This is a genomic window from Nocardia sp. NPDC058114 (genome assembly GCF_042884695.1).
Classification (GTDB): domain Bacteria; phylum Actinomycetota; class Actinomycetes; order Mycobacteriales; family Mycobacteriaceae; genus Nocardia.
In genome coordinates this window covers 22,706-47,164 of sequence record NZ_JBHVTK010000012.1, presented here as the reverse complement: position 1 = coordinate 47,164, position 24,459 = coordinate 22,706, and the positions used below count along the sequence as shown (strand labels likewise).

Annotated in this window: 21 protein-coding genes and 2 tRNA genes; 6 read left to right on the top strand and 17 right to left on the bottom strand. The window is 67.8% G+C overall.

The window, feature by feature from the left end; translation table 11 throughout:
- Positions 1–116: 116 nt before the first annotated feature.
- Together ACFVVI_RS31130 and ACFVVI_RS31125 are read right to left on the bottom strand one after the other, a co-directional pair.
- Positions 117–533 (bottom strand): thermonuclease family protein, encoded by a 417-nt coding sequence (locus ACFVVI_RS31130; protein ID WP_387447984.1) that lies wholly within the window; start codon positions 531–533, stop codon positions 117–119.
- Between the two features lie 455 nt (positions 534–988).
- The gene (locus tag ACFVVI_RS31125; RefSeq protein WP_378996222.1) at positions 989–1,351 is read right to left on the bottom strand and encodes a hypothetical protein; all 363 of its coding nucleotides are present in this window, start codon (positions 1,349–1,351) and stop codon (positions 989–991) included.
- A 198-nt stretch (positions 1,352–1,549) separates the two neighbouring features.
- On the opposite strand from ACFVVI_RS31125, the gene ACFVVI_RS31120 reads away from it, so the two are divergent.
- Together ACFVVI_RS31120 and ACFVVI_RS31115 are read left to right on the top strand one after the other, a co-directional pair.
- Positions 1,550–4,423 carry an SNF2-related protein gene (locus ACFVVI_RS31120; protein ID WP_387447981.1) on the top strand — a complete coding sequence of 958 codons (2,874 nt, stop codon included), beginning with the start codon at positions 1,550–1,552 and terminating at the stop codon, positions 4,421–4,423.
- Positions 4,424–5,173: an SWIM zinc finger family protein gene (locus tag ACFVVI_RS31115; protein WP_378996218.1), complete on the top strand. Its 750-nt coding sequence runs from the start codon at positions 4,424–4,426 to the stop codon at positions 5,171–5,173.
- Positions 5,174–5,210: 37 nt separating this feature from the next.
- Here ACFVVI_RS31115 and ACFVVI_RS31110 read toward each other — a convergent pair whose 3' ends face one another.
- The 3 genes from ACFVVI_RS31110 to icmF all read right to left on the bottom strand — a co-directional run bounded on the left by ACFVVI_RS31110 (position 5,211) and on the right by icmF (position 10,030).
- Positions 5,211–5,618, bottom strand: a complete 408-nt coding sequence (locus tag ACFVVI_RS31110; RefSeq protein WP_378996216.1) for a DUF3224 domain-containing protein — start codon at positions 5,616–5,618, stop codon at positions 5,211–5,213.
- Between the two features lie 53 nt (positions 5,619–5,671).
- A complete protein-coding gene (locus ACFVVI_RS31105; RefSeq protein WP_387447979.1) occupies positions 5,672–6,739 on the bottom strand; it encodes an amidohydrolase family protein in 1,068 nt (355 codons plus the stop codon).
- A gap of 81 nt (positions 6,740–6,820) precedes the next feature.
- Complete coding sequence (icmF, locus tag ACFVVI_RS31100; protein ID WP_387447977.1) at positions 6,821–10,030, bottom strand: fused isobutyryl-CoA mutase/GTPase IcmF; 3,210 nt, start codon at positions 10,028–10,030, stop codon at positions 6,821–6,823.
- Positions 10,031–10,165: 135 nt separating this feature from the next.
- On the opposite strand from icmF, the gene ACFVVI_RS31095 reads away from it, so the two are divergent.
- A complete protein-coding gene (locus tag ACFVVI_RS31095; protein WP_387447975.1) occupies positions 10,166–11,125 on the top strand; it encodes a DUF2157 domain-containing protein in 960 nt (319 codons plus the stop codon).
- A gap of 32 nt (positions 11,126–11,157) precedes the next feature.
- On the opposite strand, the gene ACFVVI_RS31090 is transcribed toward ACFVVI_RS31095, so the two are convergent.
- Positions 11,158–11,709 carry a hypothetical protein gene (locus ACFVVI_RS31090; protein WP_378996206.1) on the bottom strand — a complete coding sequence of 184 codons (552 nt, stop codon included), beginning with the start codon at positions 11,707–11,709 and terminating at the stop codon, positions 11,158–11,160.
- A 140-nt stretch (positions 11,710–11,849) separates the two neighbouring features.
- Between ACFVVI_RS31090 and ACFVVI_RS31085 the strand changes: the two genes are divergently transcribed.
- Entirely contained in the window at positions 11,850–12,644 is a 795-nt protein-coding gene (locus ACFVVI_RS31085; RefSeq protein WP_378663168.1) for an enoyl-CoA hydratase, read from the top strand.
- Here the strand turns inward: ACFVVI_RS31085 and ACFVVI_RS31080 are convergent.
- The 8 genes from ACFVVI_RS31080 to ACFVVI_RS31045 form a co-directional block, all read right to left on the bottom strand.
- Positions 12,641–13,693 carry a hypothetical protein gene (locus tag ACFVVI_RS31080; protein WP_387447972.1) on the bottom strand — a complete coding sequence of 351 codons (1,053 nt, stop codon included), beginning with the start codon at positions 13,691–13,693 and terminating at the stop codon, positions 12,641–12,643. The two genes, ACFVVI_RS31085 and ACFVVI_RS31080, sit on opposite strands and share 4 nt — an antisense overlap.
- Before the next feature lie 25 nt (positions 13,694–13,718).
- Positions 13,719–14,306, bottom strand: coding sequence for a MarR family winged helix-turn-helix transcriptional regulator (locus ACFVVI_RS31075; RefSeq protein WP_378996202.1), 588 nt, complete (start codon positions 14,304–14,306; stop codon positions 13,719–13,721).
- A 38-nt stretch (positions 14,307–14,344) separates the two neighbouring features.
- Positions 14,345–14,416 (bottom strand) — tRNA-Cys (locus ACFVVI_RS31070).
- Between the two features lie 65 nt (positions 14,417–14,481).
- Positions 14,482–15,540, bottom strand: a complete 1,059-nt coding sequence (locus ACFVVI_RS31065; protein WP_387447970.1) for an ABC transporter ATP-binding protein — start codon at positions 15,538–15,540, stop codon at positions 14,482–14,484.
- A complete protein-coding gene (locus ACFVVI_RS31060; protein ID WP_387447968.1) occupies positions 15,537–17,075 on the bottom strand; it encodes an ABC transporter permease in 1,539 nt (512 codons plus the stop codon). The genes ACFVVI_RS31065 and ACFVVI_RS31060 overlap by 4 nt, the downstream gene beginning before the upstream one ends.
- A 15-nt stretch (positions 17,076–17,090) precedes the next feature.
- Positions 17,091–18,113, bottom strand: coding sequence for an iron ABC transporter substrate-binding protein (locus ACFVVI_RS31055; protein ID WP_378663182.1), 1,023 nt, complete (start codon positions 18,111–18,113; stop codon positions 17,091–17,093).
- A 93-nt stretch (positions 18,114–18,206) separates the two neighbouring features.
- The gene (locus ACFVVI_RS31050; protein WP_387447966.1) at positions 18,207–19,562 is read right to left on the bottom strand and encodes a metallophosphoesterase; all 1,356 of its coding nucleotides are present in this window, start codon (positions 19,560–19,562) and stop codon (positions 18,207–18,209) included.
- A 57-nt stretch (positions 19,563–19,619) separates the two neighbouring features.
- Positions 19,620–20,246, bottom strand: a complete 627-nt coding sequence (locus ACFVVI_RS31045) for a hypothetical protein (protein WP_387447964.1) — start codon at positions 20,244–20,246, stop codon at positions 19,620–19,622.
- 224 nt (positions 20,247–20,470) lie between these two features.
- Between ACFVVI_RS31045 and ACFVVI_RS31040 the strand changes: the two genes are divergently transcribed.
- The gene (locus ACFVVI_RS31040) at positions 20,471–20,800 is read left to right on the top strand and encodes an antibiotic biosynthesis monooxygenase family protein (RefSeq protein ID WP_387447962.1); all 330 of its coding nucleotides are present in this window, start codon (positions 20,471–20,473) and stop codon (positions 20,798–20,800) included.
- An 85-nt stretch (positions 20,801–20,885) separates the two neighbouring features.
- On the opposite strand, the gene ACFVVI_RS31035 is transcribed toward ACFVVI_RS31040, so the two are convergent.
- The 3 genes from ACFVVI_RS31035 to ACFVVI_RS31025 all read right to left on the bottom strand — a co-directional run bounded on the left by ACFVVI_RS31035 (position 20,886) and on the right by ACFVVI_RS31025 (position 22,681).
- Positions 20,886–20,958: transfer RNA gene (locus ACFVVI_RS31035), tRNA-Arg, on the bottom strand.
- A 113-nt stretch (positions 20,959–21,071) separates the two neighbouring features.
- On the bottom strand, positions 21,072–21,794 hold the full coding sequence (locus ACFVVI_RS31030; protein WP_387447960.1) for a DUF305 domain-containing protein: 723 nt from the start codon (positions 21,792–21,794) through the stop codon (positions 21,072–21,074).
- Entirely contained in the window at positions 21,794–22,681 is an 888-nt protein-coding gene (locus tag ACFVVI_RS31025) for a DUF3105 domain-containing protein (RefSeq protein WP_378996189.1), read from the bottom strand. The genes ACFVVI_RS31030 and ACFVVI_RS31025 overlap by 1 nt, the downstream gene beginning before the upstream one ends.
- Positions 22,682–22,770: 89 nt before the next feature.
- Here ACFVVI_RS31025 and argS point away from each other — a divergent pair, with 89 nt between their 5' ends.
- On the top strand, positions 22,771–24,432 hold the full coding sequence (argS, locus tag ACFVVI_RS31020; protein ID WP_378996187.1) for an arginine--tRNA ligase: 1,662 nt from the start codon (positions 22,771–22,773) through the stop codon (positions 24,430–24,432).
- Positions 24,433–24,459: the final 27 nt, after the last annotated feature.

Sequence of the window (24,459 nt, the reverse complement as noted above, 5' to 3'; positions counted from 1 at the left end):
TGATCTGGCGGCGTCGTCGCCGGTGCGACCGGTACCAGCCGTGGTCGGCGGTATCGAGCCGGGTCAACACGAGCGCGACAAGCAGACGCCCGAATCACACGGATGCCGTTGCAGTACTAGTTCGTGACGCCGTTGCATGTCGCCGGGTTCCACAGCCCCAGGTGGTGGACCTGCGCATACCGCGCTGCGGCGCGGAACTCGCGCTGATACTGGTAGGGGTGTGAGTGTGAATATGTGTATTCGTGTCCAAACCCCTGAGCGATCTGGTTGAGGTTGAACAGCGCCCCATCCACCCAGACATACGCCAGGAGCCGACCGTATTTGTCGGTGCTGTCCTGCGACGGATCGGGCCTCACGACTACTTGTTTGCCGACCAGCACCCGCTTGGCACGGTCAGCCGCCTCGGTACCGAAACACTGCACCGACTTGCGCGGATCCTGGGTCTCAGGTGTGTCCAGACCCAACATCCGGACCTTCACCTGTTTGCTGTCCTTCAGGATCGACACCGTGTCACCGTCGATCACCTGCAACACCGGAAACGGCCCCGCTGCATCAGCCGGAACCGGAATTGGACTCGGCACCTCACTGGGCGGTGACGCCGACTCGACTCCAGGCACCTGACCACATGCCACAGCCAATGGAACCATCACCACGGCGCCGACAGCTGCGACGCCGTGACTCACGTCCCTCAGGCCATGCCGAACTGAGCGCTGCCGCACTACCAGGGAAATCACGCAACATCGCCCTCAACAGTCCAGATAATGCGGGTGTCGCAGCCGTCGTGACTGCCCGGCGCGCGTCGGACTGCCGGGTGCGGGTGTGACCGGCCCATCCGGTCCGATCACCGCGCACCCGGCAACCGCGAACACTGTGACGAGCAACCACGCCGGCTTCCCCATACCCGCATGTTGTAGCCGGTGGTACCGACAACAACCGCGCTTCGAGCGGCGCTGGGCGAGGGGAAGGCCGCGTCAGTCGACGATGCGGCCTACAACCAGGCTCGGGCCAGCAGGTCGTCCGCGGCCTGCGCGGCCGGGTTGGGCGGGAATCGGGTGGCTGCTATCGAGGAGACGTGGGCGCCGTCATGGCCGACCAGCCACGAACCGCCACGGTCTTCGCATTCGGCGATCTTGGCGAAGACGGTGAGCAGGAAGGTGATGGATTCACTGGGGTCGATGGTGTGCGCCAGGCGCTGGGATTCGCCTGGCCGCGACAGATCGAGCCAGACGCCTGCCTGACCGTCCAGCCGCATGCCGAGGATCTTCGTGGTGTCGATGAAGGTGAATTTGCGCCGTTCCCAAGGGGTGTTGGGTGTGTAGCTCTGCTCGAGAACCTGGAGCAGAATCGTCATCGCTGCCCTCCGCACGAATTACAAGGGGTCATCGGTCGAACCGGATCGGTCCGGTCCGCCTGGGTCCATATGGAGTTGTCGCCGGTGGGTGTTCCGGCCCGTGACCTGGGGTTATTTCAGTATGTTCTCGTTGCGGCGAGAAATCCAGGGGTATGGCGGCCGTGATCGGTGTCGGTGCCGCCTGCTTGGATGGAGTCCATGCTGCACGGTCTGTGGTCCCCCGAATCGGGCCTACTGCTGTGGCACGACGCGGAGCCGGTCGCCGTGGGGTCGGTGCTCGGCGACATCCTGGATCGTGCGAGGTTCCGGCACCGGGCCCAGGTGCTCGTCGTCGATGCCGGGGGACAGTCCGGGACCGCCGAGGTTCGCGCACACGCGCTCGCCCCACCGACGGCGGCCGTTGTGCTGCGCAGCCGACTGCCGCGCGAGCACATCTCCGGCGACCTGCGGTTCCTCGCGCACGTCGCGCGCGGCATCGAACGGTGGGTGCGAGCCGGTCGGGTGGTGCCCCAGATCGAGCGGGCAGACGGTCAGTGGTGGGTGCACTGGCGGCTCGTCGGCGGACAACGTCAACGGGCATGGCTGGCCGAGCTGGCCGCCGCGATGCCGCCGGCGCTGCGGGTGGCGGGCCCGCCCGCCGCCGTGCTCGACGACCTGTGCACACACCTCACCGACCCGATCGCCCGCGAATATCTCGCGCACCGCACGATGACGCACCCGCTGCTGGCCGCGCTGGTCGCCGACACCCCGTTGGACGCCGGCTCCTACCGCCTGTCGGAAACGCTGACGCAGTGGCGGGAAGGCTATGCCGCCGATGAGCCGGAACTGGTGTTGCGCCTGTGCGAACCCGACGGCGAATTCGGCACGGCCGACGAATCGGTGGCGCTGTGGCGACTACAGGTGTGCCTGCGCCCGGTCGACGACGCACCCAAACCCGTTGTCTTCGAAGATGATCCGGTGCTCGTACGGACGGCGGCGGAGAAACTCGGCCAGGCGCGCAAGGCCTACCCGCGCCTGCGCGACCTCCCCACCGATCCGCGCGGCCTCGACCTGCTGCTCCCCACCGAGGTAGTAGCCGACCTGGTGGCCCACGGCGCACATGCCCTGCAGGAAGCCGGTATTCGGCTGCTCCTGCCACGGGCCTGGAACATCGCCGAACCGAGCATGCGATTGCGCGTGAGCAGCCCCGCCGCCGCCGAATCCACGGTCGGCCTCAGTGGCCTGCTCTCCTACCGGTGGGAGTTGGCGCTCGGCGATCTGGTGCTCACCCAGGCCGAGATGGAACGGCTGATCAGCAGCAAATCCGACCTGGTCCAGTTGCGCGGCGAGTGGGTGCAGGCCGACCATCGAGCACTGGCCGCCGCTGCCCGCTACGTCGCGCAGCATGTCGACGACAGTCCGATCACCCTGGCCGACATGATCGGTGAACTCGCCGCCGAGCGGGTCGACAATGTCCCGGTCACCGAGGTCACCGCCGACGGCTGGGCGGCCGAATTGTTCGCCAGGGAAAGCGAACCCGAGCCGGTTCCGGTTCCGGTCGGCCTGAAAGCCCAGCTACGGCCCTACCAGGAACGTGGCCTGAGCTGGCTGGCCACGATGAGCCGGCTGAACTGCGGCGCGATCCTGGCCGACGACATGGGGCTGGGCAAGACTGTGCAGGTGCTGGCGCTGCTCGTGCACGAGCGCGAGGTCGGCACGGCTGCCGCGGCGGGTGAGAAGACACAGCCCGCGGTGGTCGACGAACACGCCGCCCTCGCGAGCTTCGACGCTGGGGCGCAGGTCGGACCGACGCTGCTGGTGTGTCCGATGTCGGTGGTCGGTAACTGGCAGCGGGAGACCCAACGGTTCGCACCTGACCTCCGGGTGCTCGTGCATCACGGCCCCGGTCGCCTCCAGGGCGCGGAATTCGCTGCGGCGGTGGCTGATTCGGATCTGGTGATCACCACCTACGCACTGCTCGCCCGCGATATCACGCTGCTGAACGAACAGCAGTGGGAGCGGATCGTGCTCGACGAAGCACAGCACATCAAGAACGCGGTGACCAGGCAGGCGCGCGCGGCCAGGGCGCTCACCGCGCGACATCGGCTGGCGCTCACCGGAACTCCGGTGGAGAACCGGCTGGAAGAACTGCGCGCGCTGTTCGACTTCGCCATGCCGAAACTGCTCGGCAGCCCGCAGTCGTTCCGCGCCAAGTTCGCGGTGCCGATCGAGCGCGAACGCGACAAGCAGGCCATCGACCGGCTGCGGCTGATCACCGATCCGTTCGTGCTGCGTAGGCTCAAAACCGATCCGGCGGTGATCAGCGACCTGCCGGAGAAGCTGGAGATGACGGTGCGGGCCAACCTCACCGTCGAACAGGCCGCCCTCTACCAGGCCGTCGTCGACGACATGCTGGAGAAGCTCAAAGACGCGAAAGGCATGGCGCGCAAGGGCGCTGTGCTCGGCGCGCTGACCCGGCTCAAACAGGTCTGCAACCATCCCGCGCACTATCTGGGTGACGGTTCGCCGATCCTGCGACGCGGCGGCCACCGCTCCGGCAAGCTGGCGCTGGTCGAGGACGTGCTCGACGCGGTGCTCGCCGACGGCGAGAAGGCCCTGCTCTTCACCCAGTTCCGTGAGTTCGGCGACCTGATCCTGCCCTACCTCACCGAACGGTTCGGCACCCCGATCCCGTTCCTGCACGGCGGCGTGGCCAAGCAGCGCCGCGACGATATGGTGACCGGCTTCCAGGGGGAGAACGGCCCGCCGCTGATGTTGCTCTCGCTCAAAGCGGGCGGCACCGGGCTGAACCTCACCGCCGCCAATCACGTGATCCACCTGGACCGCTGGTGGAATCCGGCCGTCGAGAACCAGGCCACCGATCGCGCGTTCCGGATCGGCCAGCAGCGCGCGGTGCAGGTCCGCAAGCTGGTGTGCGTCGACACCATCGAAGAGCGGATCGACGAAATGATCAACGGGAAGAAGCAATTGGCCGATCTGGCGGTCGGCGCGGGCGAGAACTGGATCACCGAGATGAGCACCGACGAACTGCGCGAGCTGTTCACCCTCGGCGCCGAGGCGGTGGGTGAGTAGATGGCCGACTTCAGCCAGTTCGGTCCGCGCAAACCGGTGCGCGGCGGCGCCCAGGCTCGCGGCGGTTTCGGCCGGACCTGGTGGGGCAAGTCGCTGCTCGACTCGGTGGAGAAGGTCGCCGATGCGGGCAGGCTCTCGCGCGGACGCACCTACGCCAGGGTCGGGCAGGTGGTGAACTACCGGATCGAACGGGGTGCGGTGACCGCGGAGGTGCAGGGCAGCCAACCGAGCCCGTTCACCTCGGTGCTGTCGATCCGGCCGCTGCGCGAGGACGAGGTGGACCTGCTGCTGGCCGAGATCAGGGAGGCGCCCGGCATGCTCGCCGAGATCGCCTCCGGCGCGCTCCCACCCGCGCTCGGCCCGCACCTGCTGCCGACCACGGCCTCCGAACTGGACTTCACCTGCAGCTGCCCGGACATGGGCTGGCCGTGCAAGCACGTGGCGGCGGTCTGCTATCTGCTCGCCGAACGCCTCGACGAGCAGCCCAGCGAGATCCTCACCCTGCGCGGCCTCGACCTCGACACCCTCATCGGCGGTGTCGAGAAGTCCGCGCGCACCGCCGATTCCGACGACCCTTACGGCGACGAGCTGGTCCTACCCGAGCTGCCCCGCGTCGAATTCCACGCCGTCATCGACGACCTCGACGCGATTCCGCTGCGTCGCGCGCTGCGGATGTCGGCCGAGGACGAACCGACCGCGGCAACGGGCTTACGCGAATTGCGCTCGCTCTATACCGAATTCGACGACTGAGTCGACGGTTCGGCCCGGTCTGCTGTTCGACCTGGCATCAGCCCAGCTCGTACTCGAACCAGATGTGGTGCCCGCCTTCGGCATCCACGTACAGCGCGCCGGTACCGGTGATGCCGGTCAATTCCCCGGTGCCGCTGCGGGGGACGATGTGGAAGAACTCGTCGGTGCGGTCGGTACCGCCGGTGGTGGCGGAGTGGACGAAGTTGAAGGCACCGGCTTTGCCGTGCAGCGCACCCTCGAAGGACTCCATCGCGAGATAGGTGCCCGCGCCGGTGCTCATGTCGAAGGCGGCGGTGAACAGCGTGGCCGAGAGCCCTTCGATCTCGCCCGCGTAGGCCTTCGTCATGGTCGAGATGCCGACCGGCATCCCGGTGACGATGGGGGGCTGCGGCGTCAGTTCGGTGGGATCGAACGCGGTGACCTCGAAGGTGCCGATGGCTTTCATGCGCCGATGCTAAACCCGTCCACCGACAGAAACCGGCTCGCGGACGCGGCGATTCACGCGGTCGGCTCGATCCGGTAGAACCGGACGGCATTGGCGCCGAACACCTTCCGCAGGTCGTCGGTGCTCGCGCCCGCGTCGCTCAGCGCGGTGGCCACGGTCTCGGCCGCGCCGCCGAGGCTGGTGATCGGCTTGTCGACCGGAAAGTTCGACCCCCAGATCAGCCGGTCGGCGCCGAACACCGCCAGCGCGTGCGCCAGCAGCGGCCCCACCCGTCTCAGCAGAGTGGGGACAGGTGTCGCAGTACCGCGTCGTGGCACCGGGTGCCCGAGCACCGGCATCATCAGCCCGCTCACCTTGGCCACCACGTTGGGCTGCGCGGCCAGATCGGTGAGGTCCTCGCGCCACCGATCGAACAGGAGCTCCCGCTGTCCGCCGGTGTGCCCGGTGTCCTTGCCGACCGGCCCGAAGATGCCCGCGGGCGTCCCCAGGTGATCGAGCACGATCGGTACCTTGGGGAACCGTTCGGCCAGCGCCGTCACCTCGGGTAGCTGCGCCGAATACACCCACGCGTCGAACGAGAGCCCCCGCTCGGCGAGCTGCCCGAAGCCGTTCAGGAACGCCGGGGCGGTGAGTGCGCCGTCGTGGGCGGCGAAGGACTTCACGCCGGGGTCGGGGTGGTAGGCGACCATCGACCGGATGCCACGGAACAGCGGCGACGCGGACTGATGCGCATCGAGCACTGCGCCGAAGTCCGCGCCGGCGGGGTCGGCCGAGCCGATGATCGTGGCCAAGGCGGGCGTGTCGACACCGAACGGCAGGCTCGCCACCCAGCGCGTCTCGTCGGGCTTCCAGCCCGTCCACTGCACCTCGATTTCCACCACGGATTCGACCGGCGTATTTCCCCGGTCCGCGCGGTAGTCGGCGGGCAGATAAGGCTGGAGGTAGGCGCTGGGCTCGCCGACGAATTGGCGGTCACGCAGCGGGGCCAGCTTTGCCGCGGTACCGACCGGCAGAGGCAGATATCGCATCAATTTCGCGAGCTTGCTGAACTCGCGTGGGGTGGCATGCGGATCCCACTGGTGAATATGGGCATCGATGATGTCGAAGTCGGTCAGATCCATGCTGTGCGTCCCATCGCCGCCGCTGGCAGAGCTCACGGCGATTGTCACACGCCAACGGCGTGTCGCGACGGATTACGCGGCTCACACAGTGCGCCGATACTGTCCGCCCACCGCGAAGAAGGCATCGGTGACCTGCTGCAATGTGCACACCCGCGCCGCGTCCATGAGCACATCGAAAATATTTCCGTCGGTGTGCGCTACCTCGGTCAGCCGGGCCAGCGCGCGATGGGATTCTTCGGCGTGATCAGCCTGGAAACCGTGCAGCCGGTCCAGTTGGGAACGGCGTTCGGTTTCGGTGCCGCGAGCCAGTTCCAGCGGGGCGTGGTCGGTGTCATCGTCGCGGCCGCGGAAGGTGTTCACCCCCACGATCGGCAGCGATCCGTCGTGTTTGCGCTGCTCGTAGCGCATGGACTCGTCCTGGATGCGGCCGCGCTGATAGCCGGTCTCCATCGCGCCGAGCACTCCGCCGCGTTCGCTGATCCGCTCGAATTCGACCAGCACGGCCTCTTCGACGAGATCGGTGAGTTCGTCGACGACGAAACTGCCCTGGAGCGGATTCTCGTTGACGGCCAGCCCCCATTCTTTGGCGATGATGAGCTGAATCGCCAGCGCGCGGCGCACCGAATCCTCGGTCGGGGTGGTCACCGCCTCGTCGAAGGCATTGGTGTGCAGGCTGTTGCAATTGTCGTAGACGGCGATCAGCGCCTGCAAAGTGGTGCGAATGTCGTTGAACTGCATTTCCTGGGCGTGTAGCGAACGCCCGGAGGTCTGCACGTGGTACTTGAGTTTCTGGGCGCGTTCGCCCGCACCGTACCGGTCGCGCATCGCGATCGCCCAGATCCGGCGGGCCACCCGGCCGATCACCGTGTATTCGGGGTCCATGCCATTGGAGAAGAAGAACGACAGATTCGGGGCGAAGTCGTCGATCGCCAACCCGCGCGCCAGGTAGGTCTCCACATAGGTGAATCCGTTGGCGAGGGTGAAAGCGAGCTGGCTGATGGGATTCGCGCCTGCCTCGGCGATGTGATATCCCGAAATCGAGACCGAATAGAAGTTCCGGACGTTGTTGCGCACGAACCATTCCTGGACGTCGGCCATCATGCGCAGGCTGAATTCGGTGGAGAACAGGCAGGTGTTCTGGCCCTGGTCCTCCTTGAGGATGTCGGCCTGCACCGTGCCGCGCACGGTCGACAGCGTGCGTGCCCGGATATCGGTGGCTTCCGCCGATGTCGGCTCGCGCCCTTCGGCATCGGAGAAGCGCTGCAGCGCTTGATCGATCGCGGTGTTGAGGAAGAAGGCGAGGATGGTCGGGGCGGGGCCGTTGATGGTCATCGAGACCGAGGTGGTCGGGGCGCCGAGGTCGAAACCGTCGAACAGGGTGCGCATGTCCTCGACGGTGGCCACCGAGACACCTGAGGTGCCGACCTTGCCGTAGATGTCGGGGCGTTCGGCCGGGTCGTGGCCGTAGAGGGTGACGGAGTCGAACGCGGTGGACAGGCGGGTAGCTTCGGCGTGGGCGCTGAGGACCTTGAAGCGGCGGTTGGTGCGGGCCGGATCACCCTCGCCCGCGAACATCCTGGCGGGGTCCTCGTTCTCGCGTTTGAACGGGAAAACGCCTGCGGTGAACGGAAATCGGCCGGGCAGGTTCTCGGCGCGCAGAAAACGCAGGAGGTCGCCGTCGTCGGTGCAGCGGGGCAGGGCCACCCGGGGAATGCTGGTCCCGGACAGGGATTCGCGGCGCAGCGGCGTGCGCAGTTCGCGGTCGCGGATGCGCACCACCTGTTCGTCGCCGCGATAGCTCTCGGCGACCGTCGGCCAGTCGGCCAGTGCCGCGGTCGAGGCCGCGGAGAGGGCGGGACGGGCCTGCGTGAGCAGGTCGGCGACCGCCGCGTCGTCGGGGAGCTCCGCGTGTACCAGTGCCAGCCGTTGAATCCGTTGGGCGGCAGTGGCTTCGCGCTGGGTGTCGGCGTGGTAGCCGCGGACCGTGTCGGCGATGTCGGCCAGATACCGGACCCGTGACGGGGGCACGAGCTGGGCGAAGCGGGTGGAGACCGAGGTGTCGACGCGGGGCAGGGCGCCGGGCTCGAGCGTCAGACCGTGTTCGGTGAGCAGGCCGGTGAGGTGCTGGTACAGGGCGGTGACGCCGTCGTCGTCGAACGTCGCCGCACTGGTGCCGAAGACCGGCATGTCAGCGGGGCTCGCGCCGAATTCCGCACGGTTGCGGATCAATTGGCGCGCCACATCGCGCACCGCGTCGGCCGCGCCACGGCGCTCGTACTTGTTGATCGCGACGACATCGGCGTAGTCGAGCATGTCGATCTTCTCGAGCTGGGACGCGGCGCCGAACTCCGGCGTCATCACATACAGCGCCACGTCCACGTGGTCGACGATGCCCGCGTCGCCCTGGCCGATGCCGGGGGTCTCGAGGATGACCAGGTCGTGACCGGCGGCCCGGCAGGCGGCGATCATGGCGTCGATATCGTCGGGCAGTTCGTGATTGCCGCGGGTGGCCAGTGACCGGAAATACACGTGATCACCGTCGAGGGCGTTCATCCGGATCCGGTCACCGAGCAGGGCGCCGCCGGCTCGCCTGCGGGTCGGGTCCACCGCGAGCACGGCGATGCGCAGCTTGTCCTGCTGGTCGGTGCGGAGCCTGCGCACCAATTCGTCGGTGAGGGAGGACTTTCCGGACCCGCCGGTGCCGGTGATGCCGAGAACGGGAACACGCCGTGTGGTCGCGGCCGCGAGGATCGCCGCTCGATCGGATTCGGGCAGCGAGCCCTGCTGCAGGCAGGTAATGGTGCGCGCCAGGGCGTTTCGATCCCCGGTATAGAGCGCGTCGAGATCGGGGGCGGTGCGCGCGGGGTCGACATCGCAGAGCTGGATCAGTTCGTTGATCATGCCGGGCAGGCCGAGGCGCTGGCCGTCCTCGGGGGAGAAGATCCGCACGCCGCTCGCCGCGAGCCGCTCGATCTCCTCGGCGACGATCACCCCGCCACCACCGCCGAAGATCCGCACCTCACCGGCGCCCGCCTCGCGCAGTGCCCGCGCCAGGTATTCGAAGAACTCGATGTGCCCACCCTGATACGAGCTCACCGCGACGCCCTGCACGTCTTCCTCGATCACCGCGTCGACGATCTCGCGCACCGACCGGTTGTGCCCGAGATGGATCACCTCCGCGCCCTGGGCCTGCAGAATCCGCCGCATGATGTTGATCGCCGCGTCGTGCCCGTCGAACAGTGCCGCCGAGGTCACGAATCGCACGGGATTCACCGGAACATGCAGGCTCATGACTGCCTCCGCCATTGATAGAGCGCCCGATACTAGGACATCAAAGTAATTCTACTGTGAACCGCGTCACTTGGCCGCGAAACGCCCCGCCCAGCTTGCGGCGGAATCATCACCGCAGGTCGACATACTCGACGGATGGTTCGCGAGCACCGGGTGGATGTGGCGTTGGAGCGACTGGTGGCGTCCGGGGTGATCAGTGGCGAGCAGCGGGGAGCGGTGCTGCGGGCGGTCGACGAGCAGGAGCGGGCCGGGCGCGCGAGCGGGGGACGGGTGGCCGCCGAGCTCGTGGCGTACCTGGGGGCCGCGCTGGTGGCCGCGGGTTTGGGACTGTTCATCGACAAGGCGTGGGCGCAGGTGGCGCAATCGGGCCGGGTGGTGTTGCTGGTGGTGGTGGCCGGGTGCGCGATGTGGGGAGCGGTGGTACTGGCCGAAGGATGCGTGGGCGTGTTCCGCCGGGTGCCGATCGCGTCGGCGGGGCGGGTGCGGCTGGCGGCGGTGCTGCTCGTGCTGGCGGCGGTGGCGGTGACCGGTGCGGTGGCGACGGCGTTCGACGGGCATCAGGGCGACGCGACGGCCATCGCGGCCTCGATCGCGGGACTGTTCGTCGCCGTTCTCGGATATCTGCTGGTGCCGAGCGTGCTCGGAATGGTCGCCGTGGCCTGCTTCGGTGTCGCGAGCATTCTCGATGTCACCTCGGAGCTGTTCGAGGTCCGGTCGCCGTGGCAGGGGATCGCGCTGATGGCGTTCGGTGCGCTGTGGTTCGGACTCGCGTCAGCTCGCCTGCTGGTGGCCGAATGGGCCGGCTATCTCCTCGGCGGGGTGATCGCGGTGATCGGCGCGCAATCGGTGACGTTCGGCGAATCGCTGTGGCGACCCTGCCTGACCGCGCTGATCGGGGTGCTCTGCTTCGTGCTGTACGTGCTGCGTCGCGACGCCGTGCTGGTGCTCGGTGGGGCGGCGGGGATCGCGGTCGCGGTCGTGCAGGCGGTGGCCGACTACACCGCGGGAGGGCCGGTCGTCGCAAGCGTGGTGTTGGGGATCGGCGCGCTGGTACTCACCGCGGGGGTGGTGGTCGTGGTCGGCAAGCAGGGATGACCTGCTGTGGGCCTCGGGAGGATCGGTTCAGGTCAGCGGATCAGGGTGGTTTCCTGGGCGCGGATCGTCCGGAAGAAGCGGGGACCCACATCGGCGCCGTCGTGGTTGTAGCTGTCGATGATCTCGGCGAGTTCATCGGCGAGCCGGCGCAGGTCCGCAGTGGCGGTGATGCGGTCGAATTCGTCGGGTTCCCACCCCCACGCGGGGGGTATGTCGGTGATGGTGACGACGATCTGGTCGGCGAACGGGGTCGTCACGGCCACGGTGAGCTGGGCGGGAGCCGCAGCGAGTGGGCTGTGGACGGTGACCTCGCCGGGCGCGCCCGCGGCGACGAAAGTGCGGGCGAAGGCGATGTCCTCGCGGACCGATTCCACGATCGAGGCGGTGCTCGCGTGCCTGCCCGCACGGTGGTGCCGCGAACCGTAGACGCGGTCCGGCGCGGCGCCCGAAGCAGTGTGGTCCGCGGATTTTCGGAGCAATCGGTCCAGCATCCGCTCGGCGGTGGCGCGCTCGCCCGCGCCGGTGTTCTCGTGGTCGATCAGTGCGCGCAGGCGGGTGATCCGCACGAAGTGGTCGCTGCCCATGGCGACGATTGTGCCGCAAATCGGGCGCGGTGGAATGCGTCACAGACGGCGTGGCACAGTTCAGATCCAGGTCACCGGAGAGCGGCGCGGCTCGGTATGGTCTGCACCATCCGTGACCGTTGATTGACAAGAGGGTGGCTGTGACCGAATTCGAGACGATTCTGCTGGAGCGCAAGGGCGGCACCGACGGTAAGGGCGGGGTCGGCTGGATCACCCTGAACCGGCCCAAGGCACTCAATGCTCTCAATGCCCAGGTCCTCGACGACGTCATCGCCGCGCTCGACGAGCTCGACCGCGATGATTCCATCGGCGCCGTCGTGATCACCGGCTCGGCGAAGGCCTTCGCGGCGGGCGCCGACATCAAGGAGATGGCGCCCAAGTCGTATATGGACATGTTCCTGGCCGACTACTTCGCCCGCTGGGACCGCCTGGCCAACTTCCGTAAGCCCACCATCGCCGCCGTCTCCGGGTACGCGCTCGGTGGTGGCTGTGAGCTGGCGATGCTGTGCGACATCCTGATCGCCGCCGACAACGCCAAGTTCGGCCAGCCCGAGATCACCCTCGGCGTCATCCCCGGCATCGGCGGCTCGCAGCGTCTCACCCGCGCGATCGGCAAGGCCAAAGCGATGGATCTGATCCTGACCGGCCGGATGATCGGTGCCGAGGAAGCCGAGCGCTCCGGGCTCGTCTCGCGGGTCGTGCCCGCCGACGAACTGCTCGACACCGCGCTGGAGGCCGCGCAGACCATCGCGTCGATGTCGCTGCCGGTCGCGATGATCGCCAAGGAGGCGGTGAACCGCTCGTTCGAGAGCACGCTCGCCGAGGGGCTGCTGTTCGAACGCCGGGTGTTCCATTCGCTGTTCGCGACCGAGGACCAGAAGGAAGGCATGGCCGCCTTCGTCGAGAAGCGGCCGCCGAACTTCACCAACCGCTAGTTCGGTTTCCAGTGCGGCGCACCGTCGATGAAGTGCGCGGTGCTCGGCGCGGTGCCCTGTTCAGGGGACCGCGCCGAGGGGTTGTCGTTGCTGAGCAGGCCGGCGACCGTGCCACCGAGGGTGGCCGTCACCGCGACCGCGGCGAGAAGTTTTCGGCGACCCTGGCGCGGCGGCACTCCGATGACCCCCGCACCTCGACGCGGCATCCGTAACCGTGCCGAGGGACGGCGGGCACACAGCAGCACCGCGCCGCGCGCCGAAACATATTCCGGCTCAGGGTCGTACACGATCGGCAGGCCGATCAGCTGGGCCAGATCCGCACGCAGGCTCGGGTTGCGCGCGCAGCCGCCCAGTAGTGCCAGCGCTCCCGGCTGCACCCCTGTCTCCTGGATCAGCACGCGCACGAACGACGCCGAATGATGCAGTCCCGCTTCGCAGAGGGCGGCCAGATCGCTGCGGGTGAGCACGGCGCGGCCGCCGGTGTCGGCGTCGGCGGCGGTGACAACTCTGGTGCGGCTCAACGATTCCCGATGTTCGCGGCTGGCGTGCGCGTCGGCCGAGACGCCACTGCGCGCGAGTTGCCAGCGCAGCAACGCGTCGTAGCCGTTGCCGCTGATGACGGTGCTGCGTTTGCCCGCGAGGATGGTTTCGGTACGGCAGTCGGCGTGGGTGATGGTCAAACCGGAACTGCCCAGGTCGTAGAGCATCACCGAGTCGATGGCGGGCAGCAGGCCGCTGAAACGCAGATAGCGCAACTGGGCCAGTGGCTCGTCGACGATCGCGAAGTCGGCTTGGCCCGCTGCCGCTCTGATCGCATCGGCCTGTAACTCGCTGCGGCAGGTGACCGCGGTGCCCGAAATGTACTCGTCACGGTCGGCGGCCGCGGTGCGCATGCGATGGATCGCGGTGAGTACCGATTCCTCCACCGATCCGCCCGGCCTGCGCGGTACCTGGATCCGGTCGATGGGCGGCATGTGGGGCTGATCGGAATGGGTCAGCAGCGCACGGGCTCCACCCGCGCCCGCCGACACCCCGAGGATCAGCACCATGCGCTACATCGTGAACCTTTTCGGGCTAGCTGCCAAGGGAATCGGCCGAAGATTCTCCGGTCGATTGCCAGGTCGCGTGGAATGCGAGGTTTTCCGGGTCGTCGACCTCGAAATCGCCCGCGTCGAGACGGAATTGTGCCAGCAGTCGTAACAGGTCGCGGCCCTGGTCGGCGGGCAGGCCGGGTTCGGCGAACACCTCGGCGTTCAGTGCCGCCGTGGCTTCGGCCACGGATTTCCTTCCCGCGCTGGTGATTTCGATGAGAGTTGCCCGTCGGTCGCTGGGGTGCGGGACGCGGACCACCAGCCCGGCGGCTTCGAGCCGATCGACGGTATTGGTCACGCTCGTCGGATGCACCTGCAGGCGCGCACTCGCCTTGGCCATCGGCAGCGCGCCGGTGCGGCTGAAACTGAGCAGCTGCAGGAGTTCGTAGCGGGAGAACGTCAGCCCGGACGGTTTGAGCGCCTCGTCGACGCGCGCCATCACAATCTGCTGCGCCCGAACCAGCGAGGTCACCAGGGCCATCCCGTCGGCGACCGACTCCCAGCCGTGGGCGACCCACTGCCGGTAAGCCTCGGCGATCGGGTCCTCGGAAAGCGGTCTGGGCCGTGACATGAAAACGATCATTCCACGACCCAGCCGCTTTCCCACAGAGCGAGCGGCGGGAATTGAACCCGCGTTAACGGCTTTGCAGACCGTTGCCTAAACCACTCAGCCACGCCCGCCTCGCCATTGATAGTGCCGTGCTCCGGCGCTCGCGGCGAGGGTTGGGATCAGCGTGATCGCAACGTCAGTAGGCCACGGCGGGGCCGTGGACGGTGAGGCGGACGCGGTTGCCGGTGGTGGGGGCGTCGATGCCGGTGCGGCGGACACGGACGGTGCCCGCGCCCTCGGCGAGGTCGATGGTGACGATCACATCGGGGCCGCGGAAGTCGACGGCGGTGACGTGGCCGGAGTGCGGTTCGTCGTCGCCGATCACCTGGGCGGCGAGCTGTTCGGGGCGGATCATCAGGGTCACTTCGCCGGTGGGGGCGCCCGGCTGCACCGGGACGGGCCCCAGGACCGACTTGGCGGTGTCGGCTTCGCAGAGGGCGTCGAGGAGCACACAGTCCCCGAGGAAGCGGGCGGTGAACAGGTCGGCGGGCCGGTGGTAGACCTGCTGCGGCGGCCCGACCTGGGTGAACCGCCCCGCGCGCATGACGGCGACCTGTTCGGCGAAGCTGAGCGCTTCCTCTTGATCGTGGGTGACCAGGATGCTGGTCATGCCCGCGGCGCGCAGCGTGTCGGCCACAGCCTGACGGGTGGTGGCGCGCAGGCCCGTGTCGAGGGCGCTGAACGGCTCGTCGAGCAGCATGAGATCCGGCTTGCGGGCCAGGGCGCGGGCCAGGGCGACACGCTGTTGCTGGCCGCCGGAGAGTTGATGGGGTTTGCGGTCGGCGTAGTCAGGGTCGAGGGAGACCATGGCCAGGAGTTCGATGACACGGGGGCGGTCGCGGTGTGGGCGCAGGCGGTCGACGGCGCCGCGCAGCCCGGTGTGCAGGCCGTAGGCGATATTGTCGGCGACGCTCAGGTGCGGGAACAGGGCGCCGTCCTGGGCGACGTAACCGATTCTCCTGCGCTGTGGTGGTACGCAAATATCTTGGTGCACAACAGTTTCCGAGCCGAGTCGCACCGAACCTGTATCCGGGCCCTCGAATCCGGCGATCACCCGCAGCAGGGTGGTCTTGCCGCAGCCCGACGCGCCGACCACCGCCGTAGCCGTGCCGTTCGGTACGTCGAGGTCGATGTGATCGAGCACCGTGGTGCCACCGAAACTCTTCGAAACCCCTTCGACAACAAGCCGACTCATATCCCGGCCGCCTTTCGTGACTGGGTGAACAGTAGATATGTCACCGGGACGGCGGCGATGATCATGATCAACGCGTACGGTGCCGCGGCCGCGTAGTCGAGTTCGCCCGACTTCGCCCAGAACTGCATGGCCAGAGTGCGCGTACCGGTGGGCGCCAGCAGCAGCGTCGCGGTGAGTTCTGTTGATACCGCGACGAAGACGAGCGCGGCGGCCGACGCGGCGGCGGGCGCAGTCATGCGCAGGGTGACCCGGAAGAAGGTGGTCGAGGCCGATTCGCCCAGCGACCGCGACACCTCTTCGAGGCCGACCGGGACCTGGGCCAGCCCGGCTCGCACGCTCACCAACGCGCGGGGCAGGAACATCAGCGCGTAGGCGATCACCACCAGCGACACCGTTTGGTACAGCGGCGGTGTCCAGCGAATGGTGACGGTCACCAGGGCGAGCGCGATCACGATGCCGGGCAGCGAACTGGTGATGTAGTTGGCGCCCTCGATCAGCCGGGCGAACGCGCTCGTGGAACGCACCGCGATCCAGGCGACGGGGAACGCGCACAGCGTGGTGACCAGCGCGGCCGCGGCCGCCAGGCTGATCGTCTGGCCCAGTGCCGCACCGATTTCCGCGGAGTCCCACACCGCTGCACCACCCAGCCACAGCCAGCGCCCGATCGTCCACAGCGGCACGCCGAGCGACCCGGCGACCACCGCCACGAGTACCCCGAACAGCGGCACCCGCAGCCCACCCAGCGCGATCGGCCGCGCCGCCCGCGCCGCACCACCACCCAGCCGGGCGTAGCGCGCGTCGCCGCGCAGCAGCGACTCGCCACCGAGCAGCGCCAGGCAGCACAGCACCAGCACCCCCGCGAGCATGCTGCCCGCCGGACCGGCGAAACTGCTCTGGTACTGCTCGAAGATCGCCGTGGTGAACGTGTCGAAGCGCAACATCACGAACGCGCCGTATTCGGCGAGCAGATGCAGCCCGATCAGCAGGCCGCCACCGAGAATCGCTAATCGCAACTGTGGCAGCGTGATTCGCCAGAACACCGCTACCGGCCCCGAGCCCAGCGCACGCGCCGACTCCTCGATCGCCGGGTCGAGTCGGCGCAGCGTGGCCGCGACCGGCAGGTACACCAGCGGAAAATACGACATCGTCGCCACGATCACCGCGGCCGACAGGCCGTGCATCGACGGGAAAACGCTCACCCACCCATAACTGTTGACGAACGCGGGCACCGCGAGCGGGGCGACCAGCACCGGCCCCCACCACGCCCGTCCCGGCACATCGGTGCGCTCGACCAGCCAGGCCGACCCGATGCCGAGCACCACACAGACCGGCACCGTGCACACCACCAGCATCGCGGTGTTCGTCAGCAGCTCGCCCACCCGCGGCCGGAACACCAGCGCGCCGGCCTCACTCAGCCCGGTGTCGAACAGCACCGAGACGATATAGCCCAGCGGCACGAACGTCGCCGCTGTGAGCACCAGTGTGACGAGCGTGCTGAACACCCCGGGCCGACCGACCCGGGGTGTCGACCTCACGAGGGTAGTGCGCACCTAGAGCAGCCCGGCCTCGGTCATCAGCTGGGTGACCTTCTTCGCGTCGAGCTTGCTCGGGTCGATCGCGGGTGCCTGCAGGTCGGCCAGCGGCGGCAGCGCGGGGTTCGCGGCGACATCGCTCGCCACCGGGTACTCCATCGAATCGCCGTCGCGCAGCACCTCTTGGCCCTTCTTCGCGGTGATGAAGGCGAGGAACTTCTGCGCGGACTCCTGCTTCTTGCTCGACTTCAGCACCCCGCCACCCGACACGCTGACGAAGGCGCCGGGGTCCTGGTTCTTGAAGTAGTGCAGCGCTGTGTTCGCGCTGCCCTCCTTGGTCTTGGCCTGGTCGCGGTACCAGTAGTAGTGGTAGATCACGCCGCCGTCGGGATTGCCCGCGTTGACCGCCTTCATGGTCGCGACATTGTTTTGCAGGCTGGTCGCGTTGGCCTTCATGCCGCGCAGCCAGGCGCGAGTGACGTCCTCGCCCTTCAAGGCGAGCAAACCGGCCACGATCGCCTGGAAGTCGGCGCCGGACGTGCCCGCCGCCCAGCGGCCCTGCCACTGCGGCTGCGCGAGATCCAGCAGCGAAGCGGGCAGCCCCGCGGTGTTGAGCTTGTCCTTGTTGTAGACGAAAACCGTTGCGCGAGCGGCGACTCCGGTCCACTTACCGGTCGACGGACGGTACCGTTCCGGCACCTGGTCGAGGGTGGCCTTGTCGACATCGGCGAACAGGCCCGCGTTCTCCACCAATGCCATGGCCGGGGAGTTCTCGGTGAGGAAGGCGTCGGCGGGGGAGTTGGCGCCCTCGGCGACGAGCTGATTGCCCAGCGCGGTGTCACCACCCTGGCGCAGGGTGACCTTGATGCCGGTCTCCTCGGTGAACGCCGCGACCCACTCCTTGGTGAGCGACTCGTGCTGGGCGTTGTAGACGGTGATCTCGTCGGCGCTGCCCGAGGACGAGGAGCAGGCGCTGAGGCCGAGGGTCGCCACGGCGACCGCCATCAGTCCGGCCAGAGGTTTCCAACTGCGCGAGGTCATTCGCGTCCTTCCACCAAGGGTCCCCATCCTATGATGAGGCTTGCCTAAGGAAGATACCCCGCGTGACATGCACAGATGCGGACGACCGGCGAATCAGAGTCCGGACAGATCGCGGGTGACGGCGTGATTGCGGTCCTCGATCGTGCCGAGGAGATAGTCCGGTGCGGTGCCGAAATACTGGCCGCGAGTCAGGCTGCTCCAGCGGCGGGCGTCCTCGGATCGGGTCTTGTGGAAGTTCACCCGGTAGCCGCCCTCGTAGACGTGGAGCAGGCAGTAGCCGCCCGGATACTCCTTCACCGCACCGACTTCCAGGAATTCCACCGCGCAGGGCAGGTCGGGCCGGGTGCGTCTGGTTCGGTGGGTGTGACCGCTGTGGTGCAGGAAGACGCCCGGCGCCTGCTGGTAGAGGCTCTGTAGTTCGAGGGCGGTCGCGCGGTCGAGGATGAAGCCGGGGCCGCCGATATTGGTGAAGCCCGCCTCGGCGGTGACGGGGTGGTGGCCGAACACGATGGTCGGCCGGTCCGGGTCGGCGCGCAGCGTTTCGGTGAGGGCGTCGAGTTGCGGGCGGTCCATGGTGCCGCCCGCGGCATCCGGGGCGCTGGTGTCGAGGCCGAGGATGCGCAGGTCACCGAGGTGGTGTTCGGTCAATTGCTGACGGGGCAGGAACTGATCGCCCCAGCAGTCGGCGCAGTCCGGATAGTCGTGCGGGCGGTCGTGGTTGCCGCGGGCGACCAGGTAGTCGGTGCCGAGAGTTCCCCATGCGTCCAGACGTTGTCGGACAGCACGTGATTCGTCGGCGGTGGCCTCGTTCGTGAGGTCGCCTGCCAGCAGCAGGAGCGAGGCGTCGCGGGCGCTGATATCAGCGAGGAGGCCGTCGAGCATGAACCGCGGATAGGGCGGGTCGCTCTGGTATCCGGGTGGGAAACCGGCGATCACGATGCCGCTCACCGTCTCGCCGTAGTGCACGTCGTTGGCCAGGGCGATGGTGTGTAGCAGGCGTCCGGGAGGTGGTGTGAGCGTGGTGAATTCGCCACGGGCTTCGGGAGCGCCGGGTGCCGCCGTAGTGAGCGCCGGGGCGGGGAGCGCGCGAATTCCGTTGGACAGGGCCTGGAATCGGTACGGGCGGCCGGGCTCGAGGTCGTCGATCTCGGCATAGTGGAACGGGGTTCTGGAGTCGTCGTGGTAGACGGTGAACGGCTCGCGGGGTGAATCCGCCGGGGCCAGGCGCACTTCGGTATCGGCGGGGACCGGAAAGGGCCGGCCTGCCGGATCGAGACCGAACGTGGTCCAGGTCAGCACCGCGCCACGATCGGTCACGGTGACGATTTCCAGATCGAACGCGATCAGCGGATCGAATTGCGCCGCACCGGAACCCGGTATCGCCGCGGCGAGCGCCGCGCCCGCCGCGGCGGCCAGTACGGTTCGGCGCGACGCTCCGCAGCAGCCCATACTGTCGAGCGTAACGGCGGTTCCAGGCGATACCGGGAAGCGTCACCGGGTGTTCGGTCAGTGTTTGTTGGCCGGTGCCGAGCAGATCTTCCAGGTGCCGTCTTCCTTGGTGAGGTGCTCCTCGGTACTCGACTCGGTATCGGGCTCCTCGCCCTCCACCGACAGCGTCAGCTGACCGGTGACCGTCGCTTTCGCGTCGTCGCCGGTGATCACGATGTCCTTGACCTCGTCGATCGTCACCTGCACCGTCGCCCGCTCGAACTGCGCCCGCTGCTCGGGGGTGAGATTGTCGATCTCCGTGCGATCCGCCTGACAGGCCAGCTGCGCGGCGGCGATGAAACCGTCGGCATCGAGCGTGTCGTAGAAGTCGCGCACCGCGACGTCGATCTGCTTCTCGTCCGACGACAACGGGCTACGCCCCTGCAACGTGAGCACGACCCCCGTCACCAGCACGCCGACGACCACCAACGCGACGATCCCCAACGCCACGAACAACCCGGTCCGCTTCTTCTTCGGCGCGGGCGGCGGCACGAACACATCGGGTCCACCCGGATACTCGGGCCCCGGCGGCCCCCCGGCCCCGAACCCCGCATGCGGATACCCCGGCGGCCCGGACGGCATCCCCGGATCGCCGGGCGGCTGCTGACCGAAGGGAGGCTGTTGTCCCTCGGGCGGATTCGTCATGGCAACGCTCCTGATGTCATCGGGGGCGTCGACCCCCAAAACCTATGGAACCGTGCGAGATCAAACCTGAATATCGAACAAACGAGGCGAACCATAACCTCCGCGCTCCACTCGACCTCACCCGGGTCTGGATGCCTTCGTGAAGGCAAGATGAAGCCATGACGGCGTCGAGTGGGGACTTGCCCTTCGTCCGCGGAACTGCTCCGCCCTACTATGCCGCGATCTTGACCACCGCCTTGTCGACGGACGCTGCGGACCTGGCTGGATACGCGGAGGCGGCGGCGGAAATGGCCGATCTTGCAGCGCGGATCGACGGTTACCTTGGCATGGAGTTCGCTCGAGACGCGGGTTGTGGCATCACCGTGTCGTACTGGAGGGATCTGGACGCGCTACGGACCTGGCGTGACAACGTCGAGCATGTCGCAGTTCAACGCCTGGGCCGCGAACGGTTCTACCTGGGGTACCGCGCGCGGATATGCCACGTCGAACGCGAATACGAATGGACGCGCCCGGCGGAACTCGGTGCACCCGTTCACGATGACCGCGAGTGCTGAAAAGGTAGCTCAGTGGCCGATCGAAACCTTGTCCTAGCTCGCCCAACGAGAAAGGCCCCGACCAAGTGGTCGGGGCCTTCTTCGGTGCCCTCGGCAGGAATCGAACCTGCGGCCTTCTGCTCCGGAGGCAGACGCTCTATCCCCTGAGCTACGAGGGCGGGATAGATGCCGGTCGCGGTGAGGCGATCGGGCAGCGACAGCGTATCGCATCGAGTGCGGTGCGCCAAAAACTGTGCCGGACCGGGGGTTGGGGCCGGTCCGGCCGCGGTTGTCAGCCGAGGGGGAGGGGGGTGGCGTTGCGGGCGGCGAGCATGGTGGTCATCAGCTGCGATTCGCCCTCTTGGGTTTTCGACATCGTGGCGGCCAGGGTGCGGACCGCGGTGGTGTCGGCGTGCTCGGCGGCGTAATCGAGCATCGGGACGCCGCCCTGGTGATGGCGCAGCATCAGTTGCAGGAACATCGTGTCCAGTGCGGGGCCGGTGGACCGGCGCAGCGCGGTCATCTCCTCCTGGCTCGCCATGCCGGGCATGGACTGCATCGGGCCCGACATCGCCGGCTCGGCGGTGGAACCACCGTGGTGGCCGGTGGTGCCGTGGTCGTCGCTCATCCAGCCCATGTAGCCGTCGACGTTCTGGTTGGACTCGCCCCACAGCTGCAACCAGGCCTGCATGCGGCCGATCTGGTTCTGCTGAGTGGTCAGGATGTCGTAGGCGAGGCGACGCACATCGTTGTCGGTGGAGGCGATCAGGGCCACCCCGGCCATGTCGACGGCCTGCGCGTGATGCGCCGACATGTCCTGACTGAAACCGATGTCGACCGCGCTCGGCTCCGGTTCGGCGTTCTTCTCCAGCGGCATCCGCAACAACACACCCGCCACCGCGCCGAGCAGCAGCAGACCGATCGCGCCGAGAACGAGCACCGCCCCGGCCGGGCGACGCGCGCTCGACTCGGGCGCGGTGTCGTCGGGTTCGACCGCGCTCTCCTGCGCGCTCACTACTGACCCGCGGGCAGGCCGCCCGGCATCGGGATGTTCGGCAGGCCGGGGATGCCCGAGCCCGTGCCGCCGCCACCGAGTTCGGTCTGGTCCTGCGTCAGGCCCTTGCCGTCCATCGGGACCGCTTCGGGACCGTAGGGCGAGGAGTCGAACGGCGGCGGGTTGTTCGCGTCGAAGATCGGGTTCGAGCAGCTCGCGCCGACCTCGGGGTAGGCGTAGGGATTCTCACGCAGGGCGGAGATGAACTGCTTGATCCGCGCGTCGTCGGCGTTGTCCAGCTTGAGCTGGTGGCCCCACGACTGCAGCGAGACCGCCGAGTCCAGACCCGGGTACGGCGACATCAGCGAGTACTGACGGCCCTTGACGAAGTTCGACAGCTTCTCGACACCGGCCGCGTCGACCTTGTCGGGGTTGTAGGCGATCCAGACCGCGCCGTGCTCGAGCGAGTGCACCGCGTTCTCCATACGGATCGGCTTGGCGTACACGGTGCCCGTGCAGTTCGCCCACGCGCCGTCGTGCGGGCCACCGAAGGCTGGGGCCTTGTCATAGGCCACGCGCTGGCTGGCGGTCACGTGCAGACCGGCCGGGTACTCCGACTTCACGACGCCGTCGATCTTCGCCGACGGGTCCTGGTTCTCCTTGGAGGGGACCCATTCCTTGAGGTCGGTCTGGGCCTCGCGGATCGCGGCCTGGTCCATGTACTTGGGCACCAGGCTGTAGGCCAGCAGCCCGATCAGCGCGACGATGGCGACGCCCGCGCCGAGCAGCACCCATGGGGTGTCGCGCTTCTTGCCCGGAAGGTTGCCCTTGCGGGTCTTGCGGGACGGAGACGACTTCCCCGCGGCCCGCACGGCCTTGGCTGATGTGGCGCTGGTCCTGCTAGGCATCGCTCGTTGTGCTCTTTCGACGTGTGGATCGGTGGGTTCGTGGCGGGCGGTCGTGGTTGCAAGGGGCCCAGCCAATAGGATAGAGACTCGTGACTCCAGCTGACCTTGCAGATCTCCTTCGTACCACCGCGGCGAAGGTGCTTGTCGAACGCGGACTGGACTCGTCGGTCCTGCCCGAGCAGGTCACAGTGGAGCGTCCGCGCAACCCCGAACACGGCGACTATGCCACGAATGTAGCGATGCAGGTGGCCAAGCGGGTCGGAACCAACCCCCGCGAGCTGGCAGGCTGGCTCGCCGAGGCGCTGTCGGCCACCGAGGGGATCGATGTGGCCGAGATCGCCGGGCCCGGCTTCCTGAACATCCGTCTCGCCGCTTCGGCGCAGGGCGTCATCGTCAGCCAGATCCTGGCCGCGGGGCAGATCTATGGCACCGGGTCCGCGCTGGCAGGCACCAAGATCAACCTCGAGTTCGTCTCCGCGAACCCGACCGGTCCGGTGCACCTCGGCGGTACCCGCTGGGCCGCCGTCGGTGACGCGCTGGGTCGCATCCTGGCCGCTCAGGGCGCCGACGTGACGCGGGAGTACTACTTCAACGACCACGGCGCGCAGATCGACCGCTTCGCGAAGTCGCTGGTCGCCTCCGCACTGGGCGAACCGACCCCGGAGGACGGGTACGCGGGCGAGTACATCGCCGAGATCAGCGCGGGCATCGTCGCCGCGCATCCCGATGTGCTCACCCTGCCCGCCGACGAGCGGCATGAGGTGTTCCGCAGCGAGGGCGTGCAGCAGATGTTCGCCCAGATCCGCGCGGACCTGCACGAGTTCGGCACCGATTTCGACGTGTACTTCAACGAGAGCGAACTGTTCGCCTCCGGCGCCGTCGAACAGGCCGTCGAGCAGCTGAAGAACTCGGGCAACCTGTACGAGAAGGACGGCGCCTGGTGGATCGCCAGCACCGAATACGGCGACGACAAGGACCGCGTGGTCCTCAAGAGCGACGGCAACGCCGCCTACATCGCCGGTGACATCGCCTACTTCCAGAACAAGCGTGGCCGCGGCTTCGACCTGGCCATCTACATGCTGGGCGCCGACCACCACGGCTACATCGGCCGGTTGAAGGCCGCCGCCGCCGCGTTCGGCGACAACCCCGACACCGTCGAGGTGCTGATCGGGCAGATGGTGAACCTGGTGCGCGACGGCGTCGCCGTGAAGATGAGCAAGCGTGCGGGCACCGTGGTGACTCTCAACGACCTGGTCGAACAGATCGGCGTCGACGCCTCGCGCTACTCGCTGGTGCGTTCCTCGGTGAACTCGAGCATCGACATCGACCTGGACCTGTGGACCAAGGCGAGCAGCGAGAACCCGGTCTACTACGTCCAGTACGCGCACTCGCGGACCAACAGCATCATCGGTAATGCCGCGAAGTACCCCGAATTCGCTTCTGTCGAACCGGATTTCGCGCTGATGACCTCCGGTCGCGAAGGCGATCTGATCCGCACCCTCGGCGACTTCCCGCGCGTGGTCGCGACTGCCGCCGATACCCGCGAACCGCATCGCATCGCCCGCTACCTCGAAGAACTGGCCGGTGTGTACCACCCGTTCCAGTCCGACGACGACATGCGCGTGCTGCCCAAGGGCGACGACGCCGTCACCCCGCTCAACGCGGCTCGCCTCGAACTGGTCAAGGCGACCCGTCAGGTGCTGGCCAACGGTCTTGCCCTGCTCGGCGTGAGCGCACCGGAGCGCATGTGAACACCGGCAAGCTTTTCAGGAAGGACG